The organism is Domibacillus robiginosus (genome assembly GCF_000966195.1).
In the GTDB taxonomy this organism is placed as follows: Bacteria; Bacillota; Bacilli; order Bacillales; family Domibacillaceae; genus Domibacillus; species Domibacillus robiginosus.
In genome coordinates, this window is the sequence record NZ_LAHL01000071.1 from 1 (window position 1) to 3,766 (window position 3,766).

5 protein-coding genes are annotated in these 3,766 nt (G+C 41.3%); all 5 read left to right on the forward strand.

All coding sequences use genetic code 11. The annotated features are described in order from the left end of the window. Positions 1-793: transposase (locus VP97_RS21960; protein ID WP_156153596.1), on the forward strand; the 793-nt coding region annotated here is incomplete at its 5' end. A 521-nt stretch (positions 794-1,314) separates the two neighbouring features. After that, positions 1,315-1,515, forward strand: a complete 201-nt coding sequence (locus VP97_RS21965) for a DUF3311 domain-containing protein (protein ID WP_050184299.1) — start codon at positions 1,315-1,317, stop codon at positions 1,513-1,515. Further along, positions 1,512-2,978 (forward strand): sodium:solute symporter family protein, encoded by a 1,467-nt coding sequence (locus VP97_RS21970; protein ID WP_050184300.1) that lies wholly within the window; start codon positions 1,512-1,514, stop codon positions 2,976-2,978. The genes VP97_RS21965 and VP97_RS21970 overlap by 4 nt, the downstream gene beginning before the upstream one ends. Before the next feature lie 125 nt (positions 2,979-3,103). Further along, on the forward strand, positions 3,104-3,301 hold the full coding sequence (locus VP97_RS21975) for a hypothetical protein (protein ID WP_050184301.1): 198 nt from the start codon (positions 3,104-3,106) through the stop codon (positions 3,299-3,301). 130 nt (positions 3,302-3,431) lie between these two features. Further along, a partial coding sequence (locus VP97_RS21980) for a CorA family divalent cation transporter (RefSeq protein WP_281175132.1) occupies positions 3,432-3,766 on the forward strand: 335 nt, incomplete at its 3' end.

Sequence of the window (3,766 nt, forward strand, 5' to 3'; positions counted from 1 at the left end):
AAAAAAGCCGTTTCCCCCACTGGAAAAGGAAGAGACGAAGGAAATCAAGTCGAACACAACTGATCCCGATAGCGGTTACTATGTGAAAGATGAGCGGGAGAAAAATTTTGCCTACTCCTTTCACACAGCCTGTGATGCCAATGGATTTGTTCTTGCCTCCTGTGTGACAGCTGCTAATGTTCATGACAGCCGTGTGTTTACAGATGTTCTCGATAAGGTCATGGAAAAAGTGGAAAAGCCTGATGCAGTAGCTGCCGACGCCGGATATAAAACGCCTTTTATCGCCAAGTACATAACGGACCTTGAGATCCGCCCTGTGCTTCCTTATTCAAGACCCCGCACCCCAAAAGGATATTTGAAGAAGAGCGATTTCGCCTATGATGAGCATTATGACTGCTATATCTGTCCAGAGGAACAGGTCCTTTCTTATCGGACGACTACCCGCGAAGGCTATAGGCAGTATTCTTCTGATCCAAAGCAGTGCCAGGGCTGTCCGCTCCTTTCTATGTGCACACAAAGCCAGAACCATACAAAGCTGATCCACCGGCACGTATGGGAGAACTATTTAGAAGAAGCCGACCACTTGCGCCATACGGCGCAGAATAAAAAAGACTATGCTAGGCGCAAAGAAACAATTGAGCGTGTGTTTGCGGATGCTAAAGAAAAGCATGGCATGCGATGGACAACCCTCAGGGGACTGGGGAAATTATCCATGCAGGCGATGCTTACTTTTGCTGCCATGAATCTTAAAAAGCTGGCTAGCTGGTGGTGGAAACCAGTGCAGCCAGCTTGAACAGAGCTGACAAAACGCTTAAAAAAAGACAAAGTGGCCTCAAATTGGAGATTTGAGAACCACTTTGTCTACAGTCTGAAGCGGTGTACACATAGGGTACACCGCTTTTTTTGATCCTGTTTCTCCGATTGATGAACGAGCCTGATACAATGAGACGGCACCCAAACAGCAAAGCGGATAACAGCGGATAAGATGCTAATATTTAAAAACGGTACTTTGGAAAGAACTAAAGAAACGACCATCGCTTTCGAATAGTTAGGGAAAAAGTTGTTTTCTTCCTGGATAAACAAATAAAAAATGAACGGAAAAACCAAAAAAAATATAGATTATTATGTGGGATAAAGTAATAATGAAACTACCGGGTGGAGAGACATGATCTTCCATAGTTTAACACGAAGGAGAAGTGCAATTAGAACGCAAATGATCTTCGAGCAATTTTAATAAGAAATACAGTTTAAACTGCTATAAAGGAATGTCTTAATGGCAGATTTAATATTGGATAGTTGGATGGTGATTTTAAAATGAAAGTTATTTACATTCTTTCTCTAATTCCTTTTATAGGTATGCTGGGTTTTCTTCCGTTCGTTAACAGGGTGGAGCCTTTTGTTTTTTCGATGCCGTTTGTTATGTTTTGGGTGGTTATGTGGACACTGCTTACTTCCGTCATTCTAGGCATCATATATAAATTAGATCCCCGAAACAAAGAGGGGGATAAAAAATGAATATTGCTCTCTTCATTATTCTAAGCTTTTTACTTCTGGCCGTTTTTTTAGGCATACGATCTACAAAAGGAAAAGAAATGGATTTAGAACAATGGACAGTCGGCGGCAGAGGATTTGGGGCAATGCTGGTGTTTCTTTTGATGGCTGGCGAAATTTACACGACGTTTTCCTTCCTTGGGGGCAGCGGCTGGGCCTATGGTAAAGGAGCACCGGCTTTATACGTCCTTATGTATATTGTGTTATCTTATGTTTTATCCTATTGGCTGTTGCCTGTAATATGGAAATACGCAAAAGAAAATCATTTAGTGTCACAATCCGATTTTTTTGTAAGCAAGTATAAAAGTCCGTATCTAGGAGTTCTTGTTGCACTGGTTGGTGTAATAGGGATGATCCCTGTTATCGTCGTTCAACTGAAGGGTATGGGAATTATTGTGTCACAGGCCTCGTATGGAGCAATTTCAATGAATACAGCTGTTTGGCTGGGCGCAATAAGCCTTACGATATATGTCATGATCTCAGGTGTACATGGATCGGCCTGGACAGCAATCATTAAGGATTTTATGATGATTGTCGTGATTGGGTTCCTCGGAATTTATCTTCCGCTTCATTATTATGGGGGATATCAGCTCATGTTCGAGGCCGTTTATGCAACTAATCCCGGGCTATTAAAGTTTCCTGATCAGGGGCTTAGCGTTTCCTGGCTCATTTCCACGGTTTTGCTGCTTGTGTTAGGTTTTTATATGTGGCCACAAGTTTTTAGTTCCACCTATACAGCGCAAAACGAAAAAGTATTTCGCAAAAACGCTATTATCAGCCCCTTGTATACCCTTATGTTATTATTTGTGTTTTTTGTAGGAACAGCAGCTATTTTAAAGGTGCCTGGATTAGAAGGAGAAGAAGTCGATCTTGCGCTGCTACTTCTTTCCATCAAAACATTTGATCCATGGGTCATTGGTGTAATAGGCGGAGCGGGATTATTGACCGCGTTGGTGCCTGGTTCATTGCTTGTTATGAATACAGCCACTTTATTATCTAAAAATGTGTATAAAGTATTTGTGCCTTCAGCCACAGATCAGACAATTAGAAAACTGGCCAAGCTTCTTGTTCCTGTAGTTTCCCTTATCGCCGTTTACTTTACATTGAATGGCGGAGCTACTTTGTCAAATATTATTTTGATGGGCTACAGCTTAATGACGCAGCTGGCTCCGTCACTTTACTTTAGTTTAATGAAGAAAAATTTTGTTACAAAGTATGGGGCAGCTGCCGGCATTATTTGCGGGCTGGCCACAGTAGCTTATATTACCATTAGTCAAACCACTATTGCTGCTTCGTTTCCATCCTTTCCGCAAGCAGTAAAAGATATAAATACAGGCATTATTGCTCTGACCATTAACTGTATCGTGATGGTGATTGTCAGTGTGGTTACCCAAAAATATCAATATAGTGCTGAGTCAGCAAAATAGGAAAACGTTATAAGCAGGGTCAGGGCCGTTCTTTAAAAAAAGGAACGGCCCTGACCCTTTTCTTGTAAATGACGGTTATTCTTATTTCATGATAAAGAAAAGCTGGTAAGTGGATGGTTTAAAAATTGGAAAAGTGGATGGTCTATGTCATTATTGTGGCGATTGGAATTATAGGGATTATCAGTACACTGTTCGTTGCCGGAAATATAGACGCGAATTATGGAAAGTCGACCAGGCGCAATATGACAAATCTGATTTTTATTTATACGGCTCTTTTTATCGTTTTGGACTTCTCATTTTTTAAAGAAAATCGATGTCTTTAAAACAGAGCTTCACGATTTATTCTGGAAAATAAAAAAACAGAACAATATTAAAATATTGGACCGGGTTGCCTAGGCGGACCAGGAGCTGCTCATCTGGAAAAATCTCATTGTTCCGGTCATGGAAATCCGTATGGCCCTGCAAGAGGCGTTCGGGGAAGAAATAACAGAAGGGAAACAATACAAATTAGCCAAAAACCGGCTTGAGCGGGCGATGTTTCTTGTAAGAGCATACGAAGAAGAAATTAATTCGCTGCTTGATTTTGAAAGTCTGGTTTCGGCTCACCGGGGCAATGAAATTGTGAAAACACTAACCGTTATAACGACCTTATTTACACCTGTTATGGCTCTCGGTGCGATTTGGGGAATGAATTTTAAACATATGCCCGAGCTGGAATGGAAGCTGGGTTATCTGTTTGCGGGCGGCTTAATCATCATCAGTACACTGGCGATTTATTTTTACCTAAA